Raw genomic sequence first — 18031 nt, forward strand, 5'->3', positions numbered from 1 at the left:
CCGAGTAGGGGGTGAAGAACGGTTCCCAGGGGTGACGAAAAACGGCTCGGACATCCATACGGTGGGAACTATGAACCCGTCTGACCTCATGACCTCCGAACCGACTTCCCCAACTGCGACCGCACTGTCGACCCCGGCACCGGATCGGGCCACCCGCGCGGAGGTGCTCGAACGCAGGCGAGCGAAGAGGGGAACCGCCGAACAGGAATTCACCAGCGATTTCAGCGCGCTGATGGCCCAGGTCAAAGAAGCGGGCCTGCTGGCCAGACGGCCGGGTTGGAACACCCTGCGCTTCGTCCTCCTCGGGCTCGGCTACGTCGCATCTTTCGCCATGCTCTTCCTCATCGGTGAGAGCTGGTGGCAGATGGCGACCGCAGTCGTCTTCGGCGCGCTGTTCACCCAGACTGCCTACGTCGCCCATGACGCAGCACATCGACAGATCTTCACCGGCGGAAAAGTGGGGGAGTGGGTGTCGACGATCATCGGCAACCTCTTCATCGGACTGAGCTACGGGTGGTGGCTGAAGAAGCACAATGCGCTTCACCACGCCAATCCGAACAAGGCCGGAGTCGACGGAGACATTGCTCCCGGCGCACTGGTCTTCACTCCTGAGGATGCACGTGAACGCACAGGCCTGGCCAAATGGTTCGCGGCACGTCAAGGCTGGTTCTTCCTGCCGCTGCTGACCTTGGCCGGCCTCCAGCTGCACGTCGAATCCGTCAAGGCCATCGTCCGGGGACAGTCGTCGATCAAACGCCGTTGGTTCGAAGGCGTCTTCATCGGCATCCGCCTCATCGGGTTCCCAGCGCTCGCCATCTGGGCGGCAGGTCCCCTCATCGGAAGCGTCTTCTTCCTCGTCCAGCTCGCCGTCTTCGGCGTGCACATGGGCGGATCCTTCGCTCCCAACCACAAGGGCCAGCCGATCGTTCCCAAAGATGTGAAGATCGACTTCCTGCGCCGTCAGACGCTGATGTCACGCAATATCTCCGGCGGTCGCTTCATGGGATTCCTCATGGGCGGTCTGAACTATCAGATCGAACACCACCTGTTCCCCAGCATGCCGAGCGTCAACCTGCACCGGGTGCAGCCGATGGTCCGCGAATACTGCCGCCAGAAGGACATCACCTACACCGAGACGACTCTGCTCGAGTCCTACAAGATCATCATCGCCTACCTCAACCGGGTGGGCCTCGGCGAAGCAGACCCCTTCGACTGCCCCGTCACCGCGCAGTTCCGGTCCCGCTGACCGGCGGGCCGGATTCGGTTCGCACTGACGGACCGTCGGGGAGACTCAGGTGAGGTGATCGTGGTCGCCGGAGACCCATTCGGCGTAGCGTTCTGCTGAGGTCTGCACTGCAGAGTGTGCCCCGGAACCGATCGACTGACCGAAGTTGCCGTACATGCGGTCGAAGTCGAGATCGATCACCGAGGCGGCGATGCGCCTGACGACCGTGGCCGACAACGGCAGATAGTTCGGGAAGCTGCGCATGAACGTCACCCACCCCGATCGCGCCACCGGACCGATCGAATCGCCGCTGAGCATGACCCCGGCGCCGTCGGCGCCCGTCCAGACTGCCACCGCACTGCCGGGGAAATGACCTCCCGTCCTCCGGAGCCTCACCCCCGGCACCGGCTCCGCCTCGTGGAAATAGGGGCAGACGGCCCGGCCGGTCCGCTGCACCCATTCGAGGTCGGCCCGGCACACGAAGACGGGAGCTCCATCGAATGCGGCACTCCATTCCAACTGGGTGCCGAACATGTGCGGGTGGCTGGCGGCGATCGCCGCAACTCCGCCGAGGTCCCGGACCGCCGCGACCGCCTCGGCGTCGATATAGGCGGGGACGTCGAAGAGTAAGTTGCCGGAATCGGTGCACGCGAGATAGCAGGTCTGCCCGATCCCGAGCTTCGGTTCGACGCGGATGGGGAAGAGACCGGGTTCACGTTCCGTGGTGGTGATGCGGTGGCCCTCGGATTCGAGGTCTGCCCGAGTCGTCCACTGTTGGCCGGAGGCAGGAACCCATTGCCGATCGTCCTCGCAGATCGGACACAGCTGTGGCGGAGGCGTCGTCGTCTCCACCCCGCAGGTGCGGCAGATCGTCACATCGGAAAATGCCACCATGTCATCCTCTCGGTTCCGCAGATGAAACCACAGACTCCCACCGAGCCTAGTCTTCACACGAGGTGAAGACCAGGATCGATGGGAGTCCAACGACGCGCCAGTTTGTCAGTGGGCGGCCGCGTGCGCCTTCCTGTGGGCGATGACGTGGCCGACGAGGATGAGCGCGACGCCGACGACGAGCCAAGCGCTGAGCACCCACCACTGGAGAGCCAACGGCGCGTCAGGGAAGTAGGAGAGATCACGTAGCAGCGTGCCCGCCGCGCCGGGGACGAAGAACTGACCGATATCGCCCCAGGAGCCGGCGAGGAACTCCTTCGGCTGATTGAGCGAGGCGATCGGATTGCCGATGAGCATGGTGAGCACCGCGCCGATCGCGATGCCGCCAGGGCCGATGAGGGAGACGAAGCCGTTGATCAGGCCGACCGTGGCCGCGATCGACAAGCCGATCGCCAGAGCATTGATCGCGAAGTTCCCCTGCAGGATCCCGAACCAGGTCTGCATGATCAGGGCCAGTGCCAGTCCTCCGACGACTCCATAGACGATGGTGCCGACCAGGCGCATCCGCCGTGAGCGGATGTCCATGGCAGTGAGCACACCACCGACGATGCCGCCGAGGGTCAGCGGCAGACCCGCGATGGCCAGCCCCGCACCGGAGGGGTCGTCGTCGGAGAGCGGCACGACGTCGGTGATCTTCACCTGCGGAACCTCCATCGCCGAGGCGGCCGGACCGGCGTCGTCTCCAGCTGGGTTGCCCTGCGGCGGGTCCTGACCGGAGGCAGCGGCCTCGTGAGCCTTCTGCATCTGGTCATTCGTTTTATGGGGGAGATGTGCCGAAGGTCACCGAGGAGCACAAGAGTGCGATGCGCACGAGGATTCAGGATGCGGCTCTGGCGTGCTTCGCGCGCAGGGGGTTCGCCGGTTCATCGATGGCTGACATCGTCAAGGAAGCAGGACTGTCGGCCGGAGCCGTCTACGTCTACTACGCGTCGAAGGCTGACCTGATGATCGACGTCGCCCGCCGGGTGATGGAGCCGCGCATGGCAGTGCTCGATGCGGCCAAGTCCGGAAGTGAGGTGGCAGCTCCTGCCGAGGTGTTCGTCAAGCTCATCGATTCCCTGCTCATCGACAATCCGTTCGCCTCGGTCATGGTTCAGGTCTGGGGAGAGTCTTCCTACGACAAGGAGTTCGCGAGTTTCGCCGGTGGGGTATTAGAGTCGCTCATCAAAGAATTCACCGTCTATCTTGCTGCCTATCTGCAGGATCAGCGGGGAGCGGACGCTGAAGCCGCGCGGGCTCGGGCTTCGGCAATGGTGCCCGGGCTGCTGGCAACGATCCAGGGGGCCGTCGTTCAGGCGACCGTTTTCGGCGAATCCTCCCGGCTGCGGGTCCGGGCCGGAATCGAAGCAGTGCTCGCCAGCGTCGATTTCTGAGTTCGTCGGCTGCTCAGACGGAATCGCCGTCGTCATCGACCGAGTGGACGCGATCTTCGCGCATGCTCACCGTATCGACGCCGCTCAGTTCCGTGAGCGGGGCGACGAGCAGGTGCAGAGGCCGCTTTCCGTCGAACCTCACATCGACCTGCACCATCCGCGTCTCGTCGGGGGACTCGAAGCGGCGCGAATCGACGATGGTATTCGCAAAACCCATTCGGCCCGCCAGAGCGAGGATCTCGCGGAGGACACCGGCCCCGTCGCGGTAGGTGATGCGCAGGAGTTTGCGGTGGTCGCTGTTGGGGACTTTGCGGATGAGAGGCGCGATGACGAACAGTGTGAACAGGTGCAGGGCAGTGAGCATCGCGGCCAAGGGCAGCATTCCCGCACCGCAGGCCATTCCGACGGCCGCGGTGACCCAGATCGTTGCGGCGGTGGTGAGTCCGCGGACCATGTTGCGTCCTTTGAAGATGACTCCGGCGCCGAGGAAGCCGATTCCGGAGACGATCTGCGCGGAGATCCGTGAAGGGTCGAGGCGGACGTCGTTCTCGAGCACTCCGGCGAATCCATACGCGGAGATCAGGGTGAAAGCGCAGGTGCCGATGCCCACGAGCACGTGGGTGCGGTACCCGGCTGCCTTCTGCCTGAACTGCCGCTCGAAGCCGATGAGGGAGCACAGGACGAAGCTGGCCAGCAGCAGGCCGGCTTCCAACAGGCCGGAGCTGCTCATGATGTTCTCAAGCGACGCGGAGTTGACCATAGTGCCTTCACCATAGCCCCACCCTCAACGAACAACCCCCTATTGCTACCTGACGGCGGCCCAGCAACCTCGCGCGAGGTTGCTGGGCCGCCGTCAGGTAGCAATAGGGGGAGGTGTGGTGGTCAGCTGCAGCCGTCGGGGCCGCAGGCGGCGCCGTCGGCGAAGTCCTTGTCCGCTGACTGCGGAGTGCCGGCGAGCACCGTGAGCTTCTGTCCTTCGTCCCAAGCCGTCTCGAGTGCCTGAGAGAAGACCTCCGCCGGTTGGGCTCCGGAGATGCCGTACTTGCGGTCGATGACGAAGAACGGGACTCCATTGGCGCCGAGCGAACGGGCCTCACTGATATCGGCCCGTACCTCGTCCGAGAACTCATCGGTTGCGAGGATCCGGCGGGCCTCGTCGGGATCGATGCCGATCTCACCTCCCACTTCGGCGAGGTAGTCGACGTCACCGATGTCGCGACCCTTCTCGAAGTGGCCCGAAAGCAGCATCTCCTTAGCCTCGGACATGAGTCCGTGGGTCTTGGCGAGGTGGAGGAAGCGATGGGCGGTGAAGCTGTTGGCCACGACGATCGAGTCGAAGTCATAGTTCAGGCCGACTCCGGCGGCCTGCTGTGTGACATGGTCGAACATCTGCCGCACTTGATCGGCGGGCATGCCCTTCATCTGACTGAGGTATTCGGTCTCGGTGCCGTCGAAGTGATCGGGCAGGCTCGGATCAAGCTGGAAACTGCGCCATTGGACGTCGACGTCGTCCCTGTGAGCGAAGCCGTCGAGGGCATCCTCGAACCGACGTTTTCCGATATAGCACCAGGGGCAGGCGATGTCCGACCAGATCTCGATCTTCATATCAATGCCAACCGTTCCCATCTCATGGTTATTCCGCAGGTCCGACTCAGAACAGAGCCTGCTGCGATGGGGCTGCGAGCTGCTGCGTCGGAGCTGGCTCGCCCGCCTTCTGCGGCGGGGTTCGGTTCGAGTCCGGGCGGCCGCGCATCCTCGAAGTCGCAGGGTAGTCGTCATCGCTGCGTCCGCGCAGGTCATAACGATCGATGAGCGGGTTGATGCGCTCACTGAGCCACCGACGATACTCCGTCGAGGCGTAGGATGAGCCGGCGTACATCCTGCGATAGCGGGCGAGCAGCTCGGGGCGGTTGCGTTCGAGCCATTCGAAGAACCATTCGCGGGCGCCGGGGCGCAGGTGCAGCGCCCCGTAGACGACTCGTGCGGCTCCGGCGTCTTTGATCGCTCGAAGAGCGGATTCGAGGTGGTCACGGGAGTCGGTGAGCTTCGGCATGATCGGCATCATGAACACGGTGACATCGAACCCGAGTTCTGCAGCCGCGCGCACGGTGGCCAGCCTGGCCTTCGTCGTCGGCGTGCCGGGTTCGAGGCTCTGCTGCAGAGCGTCGTCGTGAACGGCGATCGACATGCTGATCTCAACAGGAGCGTCTTCGGCAACGCGGGCCAGCAGAGGCAGATCCCGTCGCAGCAGCGTGCCCTTGGTCAGAATCGACATCGGAGTCGACTGCTCGGCCAGTGCGCTGATGATGCCCGGCATGAGGGAGTAGCGGCCTTCGGCGCGCTGATAGGGGTCGGTGTTCGTGCCGAGCGCGACATGGTCTCGGGCCCAACTCGGACGCGCCACCTCGGCGGCGAGGACGTCGGCGATATTGATCTTGACGACGACCTGGCGATCGAAGTCGGTCCCGGAATCGAGATCGAGGTAGCGGTGAGTGTTCCTGGCGAAGCAGTATACGCAGGCGTGTGAACAGCCGCGGTAGGGGTTGACGGTCCAGGAGAAGGGCATCGAGCTGGACTGGGGAACCTTGTTCAGCGCCGACTTCGCCAGCACCTCGTGGAAGGTGATTCCTGAGAATTCCGGCGTCTGCACCGACCGGACCAGTCCCTTCGTCCCGAAGAGGACAGGTGTGCCGGGGCCGGTGCTGGCGCTCGCTTCGTTCCACCGCATGACATCATTCGAACACGAGTTCGAATATGAGTCAAGGGCGGGGCGTGACGCTCAGGCGGTGTCAGGAGACGCGCAATCCCTTGAACTCACTGCGGTGGAAGACCAGGGCCTCGGGTCCGTCGTCATTGCGAGTGCCGAGGATCTCGAGCAGGGCCACGGTGTGGTCGCCGGCCGCAACCTCATCGTAGAGCCGGGTCCAGAGGAACGCCGAGCTGCCGGGGATCGTCAGTGCGCCTCCGGCCGTGACCTCAGGGCTGACGCCGGTGAATCGGCGACTGCGGTCCTTGGCCGCCAACTGCCTGGCCAGGTGCTCCTGGTCGGTGCCCAGCAGGGAGATCCCCAGCTCGGGAGCTCGCCGCAGGGCGGGCCAGGTGGTCGATGTGTTCTGGACGGCGACGCTGACCAGGGGCGGGTCGAGGGAGACGCCGACGGTGAGAGTGGAGGCGACGAGGCCCAGTGGTGCCGCATCGATTTCGGCGCCGATGAAGGCGACCCCTGGGGAAATGGGAGAAGGTCTCGCGGAGAGCCTCAGGTGTTGCGGCGGTCACCGGGGCCGGTGACTGTGCGGTGCGGTCTGCCAAGAGTGTCATTCCTTCACCTCTGTGTTCGTGTGGTCGTCGGTGTCACAAATGCCAGCTGATCCGGTGACGCCCGCTGATCCGTTGAGCAATCCAAGAGTATGGGTTCGTCTGTCGGTGTCGTTGAGGTCGATCATTGCAAAGCGGAAGCGCCGGTGTCGTGGCCGAGGTCATATGAAGACGACTTATGACCGCATATGACGCTGAGAGTCGGGGCGTGACGGCCGCGTGCGGCCGGTGACAGGGTTCGGGCATAGATTGCTCAGCGAATCATGCGCTCGTCTGGCAGCGAGCCGCCCGAACCCCGCCGCAGAGGAGAACCCTATGACGCAGACGCCGGTCACCGCACCGAGCACCCAGGACCCGCCGCAGCGGTTCCTGTCCGGGAAGAAGCGGGTCCTGGCCTCGGCCTTCGCCGGGACGACGATCGAGTGGTACGACTTCTACCTCTACGGCACCGCAGCAGCCCTGATCTTCAACGTCCAGTTCTTCCCCTCCGACAGTGAGCTCGGCAGCCGACTCGCGTCCTTCGCCACCCTCGCCGTCGGATTCTTCGCTCGGCCGTTGGGCGGAATCGTCGCCGGCCACCTCGGCGACCGTGTCGGTCGCAAGGCTCTGCTCGTCGTCTCCCTCCTGTCCATGGGGACGGCGTCGACGCTCATCGGCCTGGTCCCGAACTTCGACGCCATCGGCTGGTGGGCTGCTGTCTCCCTCGTCGTCCTGCGCATCATCCAGGGCCTCTCGGCAGGCGCCGAATGGGGCGGATCGGCTCTGCTGTCCGTCGAACATGCACCCGCCCGCAGACGCGGCCTCTTCGGATCCTTCACTCAGATCGGATCGGCGGCGGGAATGCTGCTGGCCACCAGCTCCTTCTTCCTCGTCCAGAACCTGATGAGCGACGAGGCGTTCGAAGCCTTCGGCTGGCGCATCCCCTTCCTCGCCTCCGCACTGCTCGTGGCACTGGGACTGTGGATCCGACTCGGCGTCTCCGATGCACCTGAGTTCCAGGAGCTCAAGGATTCCGGAAAGGTCGCCAAAGCACCGCTGCGGGAGGTGCTGACCGCTCATCCTCGGGTCCTGCTCGTCACCATCGGACTGCGGCTGGCACAGAACAGCGTCTTCTACCTCATCACCGTCTACATGCTCAGCTACCTGGCGGAGAATCGCGGCGATTCGACCTCGGGAGTCACAGCCGTCATGATCGCCTCGGCGGTCGGACTGGTGACCGGGCCGGCATGGGGGTGGGCCTCGGACCGGATCGGTCGCAAGCCCGTGACGATCTTCGGACTCATCGGCATCGCAGTATTCGGCTGGTTCTTCTTCGCCTTCCTCGACGCAGGCCCACTGGGACTGCTGCCGCTGGTCGTCATCCTCGGCATGAATCTCGCCCACGATGCCGTCTACGGTCCCCAGGCGGCCTGGTTCGCCGAACAGTTCCCCATCGAGGTCCGCTACTCAGGTGTGAACATGGGCTACCAGCTGGGCACCGTCATCGGCGGCGGAATCATGCCGATGGTCGCGGCCCTGCTCTACGTCGCCGGCGGCCACTCGCCGTGGCTCATCTGCGGCTACCTCACCCTGCTGTGCGTCCTCTCGCTCATTGCCGCCATCGGCGCCAAAGATCCTGCCCGAGCGCTCGCCCGCACCGCGGCCTGAACACCCCCGCCGAGACGTCGGCCAGTACCCATCGCACCCCCATGATTAGGAGACTCCCATGACGAAACCGATCCGGCTCAATGCCTTCGACATGATGACCCCGGTCCACCAGTCACCCGGACTGTGGCGCCACCCGGAATCGAGAGTCGAGGAATTCACCCAGCTGTCCTTCTGGACGGACCTGGCCAAGACCCTCGAGGACGGCGGATTCTCCTCTCTCTTCCTCGCCGACATCCTCGGCGTCTATGACGTGTACGGCGGCAACGCGGATGTCACGAACCGTGGGGGAGTGCAGTTCCCACTGCTCGACCCCCTCGTCGCCGTCCCCGCCATGGCAGCAGCCACGACGACGCTGGGATTCGGCGTGACCGCCTCGGTGACCTATGAGAAGCCCTACCTGCTCGCCCGCACCCTGACCACCCTCGATCACTTCACGAACGGGCGTGTGGCATGGAACATCGTCACCAGCTATGTCGACTCCGCCGCCCGCAACCTCGGGCTCAAGGGCCAGATCCCGCACGATGAGCGCTACGACCGGGCCGATGAGTTCATGGAGGTCATGTACAAGCTGTTCGAGGGCTCGATCACCCCCGACGCGCTCAAAGCCGATGCCGACGCCAACGTCTTCGTCGACCCGAACGAGGTCCACGACATCGGCCACGACGGCAAGTTCTTCACCGTTCCCGGTCAGGCGCTCGCCGTCCCCGGACCGCAGGGCACCCCGCTGCTCTTCCAGGCCGGTGCATCCAAACGCGGCCAGGAATTCGCACTCGACCACGCCGAGGCGATCTTCTTCTCCGGGCCGACCCCGGAGATCCTGCGCAGCTGGGTCGACAAGGTCCGCGACGGACTCGAAGAGCGCGGACGCGCCCGTGACGCGGTGAAGATCTTCGCTCTGGCCACAGTCATCGTCGACGACACGGACGAAGCCGCCGAGGCTCGCCTGGCCGACTATCGCCGCTACGTCGACACCGAATCCGCGCTGTCCCTGTTCGGCGGATGGACCGGGGTCGACCTCTCGGGAGCTGACCCCGAGGACACCCTCGAATACGTCTCGACCGAAGCCAACCAGTCGGCGCTCGCCTCCTTCACCACCATGGCCGGAGACAAACCCTGGACGATTCGGGACCTCGCGGAGTTCATCGCCCTCGGCGGACGCGGACCGGTCATCACCGGATCACCGGAGACCATCGTCGACGAATTCGAACGCTGGATGACCGAAGCCGATATCGACGGATTCAACATCGCCGCGGCCGTGCGTCCGGCCGATGCCGAACGCTTCGCGAAGTATGTCTCACCCGAACTGCGCCGCCGCGGACTCCTGCCCGAACCGACCGCAGGTGCCACGGTCCGCGAGCAGCTCACCGGGGCCGGCCCCGCCTGGCCGAGGACCACACGGGTGCCCGGTACCGCCTCGGCGAGGGTGCCCGCGTCTGATCGGACGGGCCCGACGAATCGGAGAACGGCCGTGAGGCATAATGGTCTGCGGCCATTTTCCGATCCGCGAACTGAACTGAGACCGCGAATGAGTGCATCGACTCCGCTGACCGCCACTGATGATTCGGACGATCGCGGATACCGGCGCAGAGCGCTCGTCGCCGCGGCTGTCGGCTATGGACTCGACGGCTTCGACCTCCTCATCCTCAGCTTCGCCCTGTCGGGCATCATCGCCTCATTCGGGCTCAGCGACGTCGAGGCCGGGTCTCTGTCGACGATCACTCTGCTCGGCGCTGTGGTCGGCGGAATCGTCTTCGGTGCCCTCGCCGACCGTCACGGCCGGGTACGGGTGCTCACCTGGACGGTCCTCATCTTCGCGGTGTTCACCGGACTGTCGGCGTTGGCGCAGGGGTACTGGGATCTCGCGGCCTACCGGTTCATCGCCGGAATCGGAATCGGCGGTGAGTTCGGCATCGGCATGGCCCTGGCCGCCGAGGCGGTGCGTGCCGACCAGCGAGCGCGGGCCACATCATGGGTGGGAGTGGGGTTCCAGCTCGGCGTATTCGCCGCAGCCGTGGTCTCGGCTCCCGTCATCGCCCTGTGGGGCTGGCGGGCACTGTTCGTCATCGGACTCGTCCCCGCAGTCTTCGCCTTCGTCATCCGTCGCGGAGTCGAGGAGCCGGAGACCTTCGTCCGGGCCCGGGAACACGAGCAGACGGAGGCCGAAGCCTCCCGTGGGAACCTCGATACGAACGGAGCGCCGACCTCCTTCGGTGCGAAGATCGCCGCTCTGTTCAAGGATCGGGACACGGTGAAGATCACCCTGGCCCTGACGATTCTCACCAGCGTGCAGAACTTCGGCTACTTCGGCATCATCACCTGGCTGCCGAACTACCTGTCCGAGCAGATGGATCTGGGAGTCACCAAGGGTTCGCTGTGGACGGCGGTGACGGTCATGGGAATGCTCACCGGGATCCTCATCTTCGGCCAGGTCGCCGACCGCCTCGGTCGACGACCCGCCTTCTGGATCTTCCAGGCCGGAGCCATCGTCACCATCCTCGCCTACAGCCAGTTCACCGATCCGAGCGCTCTGCTGGCCGGCGGATTCTTCATGGGCGCCTTCGCCAACGGAATGCTGGGAGGCCATGGGGCGCTGCTTGCCGAGCTCTATCCCACGGCGATCAGGGCGACGGCGCAGAACGTCATCTTCAACATCGGCCGTGCCATCGGGGGACTGGCACCGGTCGTCATCGCCCTTCTTGCGGGGCATCTCGGCTTCGGCTTCGCTCTGGCGCTGCTGCCGATCATCTACCTCATCCAATTCCTCGCTATGTTCCTCATTCCGGAGCGCCGCGGCCACCGCCTCGACTGAGCTGTGAGTCCGGGTGCAGCGTGCCCGGGTGCGCTGTGCTGGCCCCGGTGTTCGTGACGAACTGTGACGGCAGGTGACAGCGCGCGGCCGCCGCGACACCATACTTGTCGACTGTGACTTCGACAGATCCCGCCGCGAACGCGGCACAGACACCCTCCGCGGCCGCTCAGAACAGGCAGGCCGGAACGCAGACTCCGCGCATCGTCTCCTCGGCAGCCGATATCCATTCGATCCTCGCCGAATTCGGCTCTCAGGGGACGAAGACGACGGCGGTGATCATCCTCGCGCTCGGCGGGATCTTCATGGACGCCTATGACTTCTCCTCCCTGGCCTTCGGCATCACCGCCATTCAGGAGCAGTTCGGCCTCAACGGTTTCATGACCGGACTCGTCAACGCCTCGATCATGGTCGGTGCCGTTATCGGCGCCCTCTTCGGCGGATACCTCGTCGACCGGTTCGGGCGGTACCGCCTCTTCATGGCCGATATGGTCTTCTTCGTCGTCGCAGCCATCGGCTGCGCGGTGGCACCGAACGAATGGGTCCTCATGGCCTTCCGCTTCGTCATGGGCATCGGCGTCGGTCTCGACCTGCCGGTGGCGATGGCTTTCCTCGCCGAATTCTCCAAGCTCAAAGGCAAGGGGAACCGCTCGCAGCGGGTCAACGCCTGGTCGCCGGCCTGGTACTTCGCCACTGGTATGGGCTACGTCATCGTGCTCATCATCTTCATCACCCTGCCCTACGACCAGCACGACATTCTGTGGCGCATCGTCGTCGGCTTCGGTGCCGTGCCCGCGCTCATCGTCCTCCTCGTCCGTCGCCGCTACCTTGCCGAATCACCCGAATGGCTGGCTAACCAGGGCGATCTGCGCGGCGCCGTCGAAGTCATGCGCAGCCATCACAACCTCAATGTCGAACTCGCTCCCGAAGGGGAGCGCGAGACCGCGAATGCCTCGGACAGTTCGGTAAAGGGCGGACGGTGGGCCGGGTTCGCCGAACTCTTCTCCCCGCGCTACCGGGTCCGGACGATCGTCGCTCTCTGCGTCTCCGTGTTCTCGACGTTCGGCTACAACGCCGTCGCCTACGGCACCCCGCTCATCATCACCACGCTCTTCCAGCAGACTCCGCTGATCACGATCATCGCCTCTCTGGTCATCAACCTGGGCTTCGGCACACTCGGGGGACTCCTGGGCATGAGCATCGTCAACCGCTTCGGGACCCGGAAGATCACCCTGTTCGGATTCGTCATCCAAGCCCTGGCGCTGGGAACGCTGGCCCTTGTGGGCATCCCGAACGGGGCTCTCGTCCTCGTCGCGGTGGCCATGCTCGCGGCCTTCGTGTTCGCTCAGGCCGGGGGACCGGGAGCGAACCTCATGAACTATGCGACCCTGTCGTATCCGACGCGGCTGCGCGGAATCGGCATCGGGTTCAACCAGTCGGTCCTGCGTGCCTTCTCGATCGTCTCACTCATCATGTTCCCGATCCTTGCGGCTTCGCTGGGCACAGGAGTGTTCTGGATCGTCGCCTGCGCACCGCTGGCGGGCACGATCGCCGTCGGCATCGTCGCTTGGGACCCGACGGCCAAGGACGTCGAGCACGAAGCCTGAGGGCCGCGGCCGGGGGCGACTGCCCATAGCAGTGCACTTCGCGTATGACGAGCCGGAGCGGTCATGACCAGCAGGAACGGTTACATGGAGCGTGAATGGTATGCCATCGATGGAAAAGCTCGTTCGGTCGATCCGCAACCGCGCTCCTGCACGGACCGGACGCGGTTGCGAGCCGCTTTTGCAAGGGCTCAGCGAAATCGCCCGCCTCGACTCATTGCCAGTAGCGTGTGAGCTGGGTTACTCTGAATCGGTCAGTTGAACGGTGCCACAGGGCTGTGTTTACTTTTTTGGTATCCCAGTTTGGGCGTTGACCGGATCCAAGGAGTGGACTGCATGAGGAAGACCGAATCTGCGGAGGCGCCAGTGCCGACCCGCCTGGGGCCCAGCCCCGAACAGTTGGCGGCCCATCGCATCAGTCCGCGCTTCTACAACGCCGATCTCGCCCCGTCCCGCAAGGAGGGGCGCAGCTGGACGGCCTACAGTGTCTTCACCCTGTGGGCCAACGACGTGCACTCTCTGGGCAACTACGGCTTCGCTCTCGGACTCTTCGCACTCGGCCTCGGAGCCTGGCAGATCCTCGTGGCCCTCCTCGTCGGTGCGGCTCTGCTGTTCTTTCTGCTCACCCTCTCCGGTTTCATGGGCTACAAGACGGGCGTGCCCTATCCGGTGATGAGCCGGATCTCCTTCGGCATCCACGGGGCCCAGCTGGCCGCCTCGGTGCGGGGCATCGTCGCCATCGCCTGGTTCGGCATCCAGACCTACCTGGCCTCGAGCGTCCTCAACGTCGTGCTGCTGACGATGTTCCCGGGACTGCAGTCATGGGCCGATGCCGAATTCCTCGGACTCTCCGGGCTCGGCTGGTTCTCCTTCACTCTGCTGTGGGCCATCCAAGTCATCATCGTCAGCTACGGGATGGAGATGATCCGCCGCTACGAAGCCATCGCCGGACCGATCATCCTCGTGACCTTCCTCGCCCTGGCCGTCTGGATGCTCATCCGCGTCGACTTCTCCATTGCGTGGTCGACCGACGACGCGCTCAGCGGCTGGGAGATGTGGGCTCACATCTTCGGCGGCGGCGCGCTGTGGGTGTCCATCTACGGCACCTTCGTCCTCAACTTCTCCGACTTCTCGAGGGCCGCGAAGAAGCGCGGTTCGATCGTCGTCGGCAACTTCTGGGGCATCCCAGTGAACATGCTCGTCTTCGGACTCGTCGTCATCTCGCTGGCCGGCGCACAGTACAAGATCGACGGCACCGTCATCACCTCACCGGCCGATATCGTCCAGTCGATCGGCAGTCCGGTCCTGCTCGTGCTGGCTTCCCTGTCTCTTCTCCTGCTCACCGTCGCAGTCAACCTCATGGCGAACTTCGTCGCCCCGACCTATGCGTTGACGAATCTGTTCCCGCGCCACCTGAACTTCCGCAGCGCCGCCATCATCTCCGCCGTCATCGGCTTCGTCATCCTGCCCTGGAACCTATATGACTCACCGGTGGTCATCGTCTACTTCCTCGGCGGACTCGGCGCCCTGCTCGGACCCCTGTTCGGCGTGATCATGGTCGACTACTGGGTGGTGCGCAGAACGAAGGTCAATGTGCCCCAGCTCTACACCGAAGCCGGCGACGGTGAGTACTTCTACCACCGCGGAGTCAACTGGCGAGCCATCGGAGCCTTCATCCCCGCCTCGGCGATCTCACTGGTCTTCGCACTCGTCCCCGCGTTCTCCGGCATCTCCGAGTTCTCCTGGTTCTCCGGGGCCGCAATCGCCGCGCTCATCTACTTCGTCATCGCCCGCCGCGACTTCACCTTCCGTGAGGTCGACGGTGAGGAGATCGCCGTCCCGACCCACCACTGATCGGAGCCGAATCGTGAGAATCCTCGTCGTCAACGTCAATACGACCGAGTCCATGACCGAGGGCATCGCCCGCGTGGCACGGCAGGCCGCCTCGGCGGGAACCGAGATCATCGGGCTGACCCCAGAGTTCGGAGCCGAATCCTGCGAAGGCAACGTCGAAAGCCATCTCGCGGCGCTCGGCGTCATGGACGCCGTCCTGAAATATCCCGGCGAATTCGACGCCGTGATCCAGGCCGGGTACGGAGAGCACGGCCGCGAGGGCCTGCAGGAGCTGTTGGACGTGCCTGTCATCGACATCACCGAGGCGGGGGCGGCCCTGGCGATGTTCCTCGGCCGCCGCTATTCCGTCGTCACCACGCTCGACCGGACCGTCCCGCTCATCGAGGACCGGCTGCTGTTGGCCGGGCTCGACTCGCACTGCGTGTCCGTGCGGGCTTCGGGAATGGCCGTGCTCGAGCTCGAGGAGAATCCGCAGGCAGCGATCGAGGCGATCGCCGATCAGGCCGCCGAGGCGGTCGACCGTGACCGTGCCGAGGTCATCGTGCTCGGCTGCGGTGGGATGGCCGAGCTCGGGGCGACGATCACGGAGCGCTGTGCCGTCCCCGTCGTCGACGGGGTCGCTGCCGCCGTGCGCGTGGCCGAATCTCTCGTCGGTCTGGGGCTGAGCACCTCGAAGGTGCGCACCTATGCGCCTGCCCGTGAGAAGAAGCTCAGCGGCTGGCCGCTCGGTCAGTCGACGTCGGCCGGATCCGCTGCGATGGGTTCTGCATCCTCTGCGGCCGGGACCGCAGCGGACTCGGCATCCTCTGCGGCGGGATCGGCGGCGGCCGGATCGCACTGAGCTTCTTCGGGCACGGTCTCGGCCAACCGCTTCGAATGCTTGTCGTGCTGCTCCTGGCTCGTTCCCAGATGGCGACCGGCCAGGGACCCGGCCAGCGTCTGATCCCGGCGGGCGATGGCGTCGAAGAGCTCGGCATGCTCGGTGGCGACGACGGCAAGGTCATCATGCTGACTCAGCTGCCACCGCATCCGTGAATCCAGCAGGGCACCGATCTCTCCGAGGAGCTCATTGCCCGAGAGTTCGGTGACGATGGCATGGAATTCCGCGGCACAGCGATGGGCACCGGCGACGTCCCCGGCATCGGCGAGCTCTCGGCCCTTGAGCATCGTGGCTTCCAGTCGGGCCAGGCCCTCACGGGTATGACGCTGAGCGGCGAGCTCGAACGAGAGGACGTCGAAGACCGTGCGCACCTCGTTGAGGTCGGCGATGTCGCTGGGGGAGAACTCCCTGACCGTCGACCAGGTGTTCGGACGGTTCGTCACCAGCCCTTCCGAGGCGAGTTTCTTCAGCGCCTCGCGGATGGGCACTCTTGAGACTCCGAGCTCAGTGGCGAGGTTGCGTTCGACGAGCCGCGAACCCGGTCGACGGTGGCCTTCGATGATCTCATTGCGCAGCGCCTCGGTGACCCGCATGGTCTCCGACTGGGGGCTTTCAGATGACTTCATCCCATCCTTCATCTCACTGTGAGCGCTTCATGGCGCGGCCCAGTGTATCGAGCCCGACCGAGCCGAGACCCAGCGCTCGGGTGTGGAAGTCCTTGAGATCGAAATCGGCACCCGCCGCAACCTTCGCCTCATCACGGTACTGCTCCCACAGTCGCTGACCGATCTTGTAGCTCGGTGCCTGCCCGGGCCAGCCGAGGTAGCGGTCGAGCTCGAATGCCAGAAACGACCGGTCCATGGCCACATTGTCGGTGAGGAACTGCCATGCCTTCTCTCGATTCCAGATCCCGCCGCCGAGTCTCTCAGGTGCCTCGAGGCCGAGGTGGAAGCCGATGTCGAGGACGACACGGGCGGCACGCAGCCGCTGCGAATCGAGCATGCCGAGGTAGTCGCCGGGATCGTCGAGGAATCCAAGGTCGGCCATGAGCTTCTCCGCGTACAGCGCCCACCCCTCACCGTGGCCGGATACCCAGCACATGAGGCGGCGCCAGCGGTTGAGGGTGTCGGAGACGTAGGTGGCCTGACCGACTTGGAGATGGTGGCCGGGCACACCCTCGTGGTAGACGGTGGTCTTCTCCTGCCAGGTGGCGAAGTCAGTGACGCCTTCGGGCACCGACCACCACATGCGGCCGGGGCGGGAGAAGTCGTCGGTCGGGCCGGTGTAGTAGATTCCGCCGGTGGCCGAAGGCGCGATCATGCATTCGATCGTGCGCACGGGTTCGGGAATGTCGAAATGGGACTTGCCGAGTTCGCGGATCGCCTCATCGGCCACACCCTGCATCCAGTCCCGCAGCGCCTCGGTGCCGTGCAGGGTCCGCTGCGGGTCGTTGTTGAGAGCGTCCATGACCTCGAACAGGTCGGCGCCGGGCATGATCTTCTCTGCCACTTCGCGTTGCTCGGCATCGATGCGCTCGAGTTCTTCGAGGCCCCAGGCGTAGGTCTCGTCGAAGTCCACTTCGGCACCGAGGAAGTCCCGGGAATACAGCGCGTATGCTTCGCGACCGCACGCCTCGTCGTCACCGGCGGCGGGCAGCACCTGTTCGCCGAGGAATTCGGCCAGGTCCGAGGCGGACTTGCGGGCCGCCTCGGCGTGGGTGTCGAGATCCGAACGCAGAGCGTCGGGAACATCGGCGCCGGCGACGAGACGATCGAAGTTGCTGCCGGGCTCGGCCAGGGCACGGGCCTGGTCGATGACCTTCTCGACCTGGATACGGGCGGCGACGCGACCGTTGTCACGCGCCATCGCCAGGGACTCCTGGTATCCGGCCAGCGAGCCGGGCACGGCAGCCAGGGTGGTCGAGATCGTCTCCCAATCGGACACGGTCTCCGTGGGCATGAGGTCGAAGGCGTCGCGGACCTGCTGCAACGGGGATTCGATGACGTTGAGGCTGGCGTGCTTGATCCCGGCGGCGAAGTAGTCGCGGTCGACGCCGAGGCGATCACGCATCGCATCGATGGTCACGAGGTCGACGTCGTCGAGGTCGGAGCCGTCCGCGGCCTCATCGAGGCGGGCCAGGGTCCGTACGGTGACATCGTTGACCGCGGAGAGCCCGGCCGGTGAGAAGTCGTCGAAGCCCTGTGCACCTTCGAGTCCGAGGTAGAGGGCGAGCGAGGGGGAGAGGGCGAGCATGTCATCGACGTAGTCTTCAGCGACCGCATCGACGGCGGAGGGGGTTCTCTTCACAGTCATGATGACCACCCTATCGCGAGCTGAGTCACAACCGCGGTGGACCGGACCACGCAATCGCTGAGA

Annotated in this window: 15 protein-coding genes; 7 read left to right on the forward strand and 8 right to left on the reverse strand. The window is 65.0% G+C overall.

Annotation, left to right across the window (positions count from 1 at the left end; translation table 11 throughout):
• Window positions 1-70: 70 nt before the first annotated feature.
• Complete coding sequence (locus LJ362_RS05770) at window positions 71-1246, forward strand: fatty acid desaturase family protein (protein ID WP_264801183.1); 1176 nt, start codon at window positions 71-73, stop codon at window positions 1244-1246.
• Between the two features lie 45 nt (window positions 1247-1291).
• Here LJ362_RS05770 and LJ362_RS05775 read toward each other — a convergent pair whose 3' ends face one another.
• Together LJ362_RS05775 and LJ362_RS05780 are read right to left on the reverse strand one after the other, a co-directional pair.
• Complete coding sequence (locus tag LJ362_RS05775) at window positions 1292-2119, reverse strand: hydrolase (RefSeq protein WP_264801184.1); 828 nt, start codon at window positions 2117-2119, stop codon at window positions 1292-1294.
• 105 nt (window positions 2120-2224) lie between these two features.
• The gene (locus tag LJ362_RS05780) at window positions 2225-2920 is read right to left on the reverse strand and encodes a hypothetical protein (RefSeq protein WP_264801186.1); all 696 of its coding nucleotides are present in this window, start codon (window positions 2918-2920) and stop codon (window positions 2225-2227) included.
• Window positions 2921-2946: 26 nt separating this feature from the next.
• Here LJ362_RS05780 and LJ362_RS05785 point away from each other — a divergent pair, with 26 nt between their 5' ends.
• Entirely contained in the window at window positions 2947-3549 is a 603-nt protein-coding gene (locus tag LJ362_RS05785) for a TetR/AcrR family transcriptional regulator (protein WP_264801188.1), read from the forward strand.
• A gap of 13 nt (window positions 3550-3562) precedes the next feature.
• Here LJ362_RS05785 and LJ362_RS05790 read toward each other — a convergent pair whose 3' ends face one another.
• The 4 genes from LJ362_RS05790 to LJ362_RS05805 form a co-directional block, all read right to left on the reverse strand.
• On the reverse strand, window positions 3563-4309 hold the full coding sequence (locus LJ362_RS05790) for an MgtC/SapB family protein (RefSeq protein WP_264801189.1): 747 nt from the start codon (window positions 4307-4309) through the stop codon (window positions 3563-3565).
• Window positions 4310-4431: 122 nt separating this feature from the next.
• Window positions 4432-5154 (reverse strand): DsbA family protein, encoded by a 723-nt coding sequence (locus LJ362_RS05795; protein WP_264801190.1) that lies wholly within the window; start codon window positions 5152-5154, stop codon window positions 4432-4434.
• Window positions 5155-5200: 46 nt separating this feature from the next.
• Entirely contained in the window at window positions 5201-6277 is a 1077-nt protein-coding gene (locus LJ362_RS05800; protein WP_264801191.1) for an Rv2578c family radical SAM protein, read from the reverse strand.
• A gap of 61 nt (window positions 6278-6338) precedes the next feature.
• Window positions 6339-6809, reverse strand: a complete 471-nt coding sequence (locus tag LJ362_RS05805; RefSeq protein WP_320109170.1) for a flavin reductase family protein — start codon at window positions 6807-6809, stop codon at window positions 6339-6341.
• A 370-nt stretch (window positions 6810-7179) separates the two neighbouring features.
• Here LJ362_RS05805 and LJ362_RS05810 point away from each other — a divergent pair, with 370 nt between their 5' ends.
• The 5 genes from LJ362_RS05810 (at window position 7180) to LJ362_RS05830 (ending at window position 15616) form a co-directional block, all read left to right on the forward strand.
• The gene (locus tag LJ362_RS05810; RefSeq protein WP_264801193.1) at window positions 7180-8511 is read left to right on the forward strand and encodes an MFS transporter; all 1332 of its coding nucleotides are present in this window, start codon (window positions 7180-7182) and stop codon (window positions 8509-8511) included.
• A gap of 58 nt (window positions 8512-8569) precedes the next feature.
• Window positions 8570-11320 carry an NtaA/DmoA family FMN-dependent monooxygenase gene (locus LJ362_RS05815; protein ID WP_264801196.1) on the forward strand — a complete coding sequence of 917 codons (2751 nt, stop codon included), beginning with the start codon at window positions 8570-8572 and terminating at the stop codon, window positions 11318-11320.
• A gap of 113 nt (window positions 11321-11433) precedes the next feature.
• Complete coding sequence (locus tag LJ362_RS05820) at window positions 11434-12924, forward strand: MFS transporter (protein ID WP_264801199.1); 1491 nt, start codon at window positions 11434-11436, stop codon at window positions 12922-12924.
• A 333-nt stretch (window positions 12925-13257) separates the two neighbouring features.
• Window positions 13258-14775 (forward strand): NCS1 family nucleobase:cation symporter-1, encoded by a 1518-nt coding sequence (locus LJ362_RS05825; protein WP_264801200.1) that lies wholly within the window; start codon window positions 13258-13260, stop codon window positions 14773-14775.
• Window positions 14776-14788: 13 nt separating this feature from the next.
• The gene (locus LJ362_RS05830) at window positions 14789-15616 is read left to right on the forward strand and encodes an aspartate/glutamate racemase family protein (protein ID WP_264801201.1); all 828 of its coding nucleotides are present in this window, start codon (window positions 14789-14791) and stop codon (window positions 15614-15616) included.
• Here the strand turns inward: LJ362_RS05830 and LJ362_RS05835 are convergent.
• Together LJ362_RS05835 and LJ362_RS05840 are read right to left on the reverse strand one after the other, a co-directional pair.
• Window positions 15505-16281: a GntR family transcriptional regulator gene (locus tag LJ362_RS05835; RefSeq protein WP_264801202.1), complete on the reverse strand. Its 777-nt coding sequence runs from the start codon at window positions 16279-16281 to the stop codon at window positions 15505-15507. The genes LJ362_RS05830 and LJ362_RS05835 overlap by 112 nt on opposite strands.
• Window positions 16282-16294: 13 nt before the next feature.
• Window positions 16295-17968 carry a DUF885 domain-containing protein gene (locus tag LJ362_RS05840; protein WP_264801204.1) on the reverse strand — a complete coding sequence of 558 codons (1674 nt, stop codon included), beginning with the start codon at window positions 17966-17968 and terminating at the stop codon, window positions 16295-16297.
• Window positions 17969-18031 lie beyond the last annotated feature (63 nt).

Source organism: Brevibacterium sp. JSBI002 (assembly GCF_026013965.1).
Taxonomy (GTDB): domain Bacteria; phylum Actinomycetota; class Actinomycetes; order Actinomycetales; family Brevibacteriaceae; genus Brevibacterium.